The organism is Candidatus Cardinium sp. cBcalN2, assembly GCF_022810445.1.
Classification (GTDB): domain Bacteria; phylum Bacteroidota; class Bacteroidia; order Cytophagales; family Amoebophilaceae; genus Cardinium.
Genome location: NZ_JAACGD010000122.1, coordinates 1 through 2,987, shown reverse-complemented (window position 1 = coordinate 2,987; position 2,987 = coordinate 1). Strand labels below are relative to the sequence as shown.

General features: G+C 37.3%; 1 protein-coding gene. It reads left to right on the top strand.

The genetic code is table 11. The features are described from left to right. Positions 1–525 precede the first annotated feature (525 nt). Positions 526–2,987, top strand: a 2,462-nt coding sequence (locus MUW74_RS03750; protein ID WP_243553078.1) for a sodium:solute symporter, incomplete at its 3' end; no start/stop codon positions are given.

Below are 2,987 nucleotides of genomic sequence, written 5' to 3'. Positions count from 1 at the left end.
CAATTTTTTTGCTTCCTACCCCATAGGTCGTATCTGTTCCTGACACTGTTAAAAAATGAATTTTTTAAAGCTACTTTTTGCTTGATCAAAAAGTAGCCAAAAAATCAAGCGCTGATGAAAAAAGTTGCTGAAAGCGCAGCTTACAGTCTATTAAATACGTTCCTTTTTTTGATTTGTAGAAATAAATAGTTATGATGAAAGTTGTATGACTTCTGTAGCTGTTTTTTAGTATTCGTTCAGGGCAGTCGTAAAAAAGTTTTTTATACCACTTTTTTCTTGATAAAAAAGTGGACAAAAAATCAAGCCCTCGGTAAAAAATTGCTGCAATCACCCCCTTAGAGCTGGAAAAACAGAACTCGCCCGCTGTGCGGGCTTCAAACAAGGCTGTTTTTCTATTTCAGCTCTAAGGGGTGATTTCTAGTCGCAATTATTTTACAAGTGGCGTTTTTCTTTTTGTGGATAGCTCTACCAGAGTAGTGAATAGATGCGTTTTTTAACCTTGTTAATTTTTGCTGTATGGTTTGTTTGAATATACCCCTATACATAGTGGCGGCTTTTTTGGTATTAACCTTAGTAGTAGGGATTTATTTTAGTAGAAAAAAAACTACTTTTCGAGAACATGCTATTGGTAATAAAAATTTTGCAACGCCTACTCTCGTGGCTACCGTATTGGCTACTGCTTACGGCGGGGGAGGATTAATCCGTAATGTAGAGTCTGTTTATGTACTTGGCTTATACTGGATAACTTTTGTATTTACAGGCATTATTGATTATTGGGTTACCAGCAGGCTCGCATTGCGTATGGGGCGATTTATGGACCATATTTCTATGCCAGAAACCATAGGTAGTGTTTATGGTAAATACCCAAGGTTAATAGCTGCTTTAGTTGCTATTTCTCATTCTATTGTTGTTACTACTGGGCAAATTGTTGTAATGTCTAATGCTATTGGCATGTGTTTCCGCTCAGTCGATACTGGTGTTATTACCATTCTTTCTACCTTAATCCTTATTTTCTATTCTGCTTTTGGCGGAATTCGTGCGATTACCTATACAGATGTATTCCAATTTATAACTTTTGCTGTTGTTATCCCATTGCTTGCTTGGTTTATGTTCGTAAAAGTGGGTAAACCATTTTCCGAAATTTTCCCTATGCTACAAAGCAACCCTAAATTTCACTTTAGCAAACTATTTGGCTGTAACACCCAGCTAATCAGTTTGGTACTATTAAGTTTATCTTGCATGATACCTTATACAGGTCCTCAGGTTATTCAACGCATATACATGGCGTCTAGTCCTATTCAGGTTAAGAATGTTTTTGCCTATACAGCTATTTTTAGTTTTATTATAAAATCTTTTTTTATTTTAATTGGTGTATTTGTTTTTGTAGGGGAACTAAATTTAACCAAAGAAGCGATTTGGCCGTATATTTTGACTCATATTTCCCCTATTTTTAAAGGATTTCTTGCGATTGGCTTAATCGCAATGGCTATGTCTACGGCCGATTCTTGCTTAAATTTTTCTTCTGTTATGGTTAGCCATGATATTTTTCAAATTATATCACAAAAGGAAAAACAAAACGACCAAACAATCACTCATAAAGATCAACTTAAAATATGTAGGTGGGCCACAATAGTTTTCGGCCTATTGGCCATGTTGATAGCTTTTCGGTGTAGAGATCTTTTAATATTAATGTATTGGGCTATTGATTCGGCTGTACCCATCCTGGTAGTCCCTTTTATCTTAGCTATTTTTGGCTTTCGTGGCACTTCTCGTACCGCTTTGATCGGTATGGCTACTGGTTTACTAACTATTTTAGCTTGGAACAAGTGGGTTGAACCTTCAACAGGCATAGACGGTTCTTTTCTGGCTGCTGTAGCCAATGGTCTAGCCATGCTGGCTGCCCACTACCTCTTGAAACAACCAGAAACTACAGGTTGGGTTGGACCAGATACCGATTTTAAACAAATACAACAAGAAAAGGCCCGAAGAAGTGCAGAACGAAAAGAAGCCATTAAAAATGGCTGGGCCAATAGAAGAGCCACTTTGGCTAAGCTCAAACCGAGTCACACTACCATCGTATGTATCGGATTCTATCTAGCGATTACTAGCTTAGTGACGCATTTTATAGCGTCTATTGCCCATAGTGGTCCTTGGCTTATTGTGCAGCTTTTTGTAGCTGCTTTTTTTATAGGCTATCCATTTCTTTATGATATCTCGAAAAAGATAAGAATCATTCCAAGCTGGTTTATTGGCCTATGCTGGCTGGTATGGCTGGTAGTTTATCTTCCTGGAAATATCATTTGGCACTGCTACCATCTGCTGGATCCGATTTTTACTATATCCTTGTTTTTGACCCATGCTACGCTAATCTTATGGTTCTTGCCGCTCTACTTGTCCATAGGGGTTGTGGCTACTACATTATTAGTCTCTATTTATCCCGTTCTTATTGGGTTACCTTTCCCATTATTATCTTCTCTCTTCCCACTATTTATAGCCACTCTATTCATATTTGCCATCACTATTTTCTTTAAAGTCAAGTTAGGTAGTTGTACAAGCCAAATTCTTTACCTGAATAATCAAGTAAAAATTAGGGAATCCCAACAACTCAAAGCCTCTCTCTATGATGCAGCTTTGGTTCCTTCTAATCGTGTGCCTGTTGTTAAAGGCTACGGTTTTATTTTAGAGCAAGTAGTCCGTAAAGTGGAGGAGTCTATTTCCTTTTTAGATAAGGATACTCCCCTTTTTAAGGAAGATTTTCAAAGCATTATTAATAAGTTTTATGATTGGGTCACTTATTTTAATAAAAGGGAAAAGATTAAAGAACATGCTTTGCTGCAACCTGCCCAAATTACCTTAGATAGGCTTATGCGTAAAGTAGAGGTGGCTTTATCTCAAGAAATAGGTAATCCGCCTAGGTTACTGGTAGAAAAAATAGATAGCGCTAATGAGGGGACGTTTTCCTATATGATATGTGATATCCATCAAGT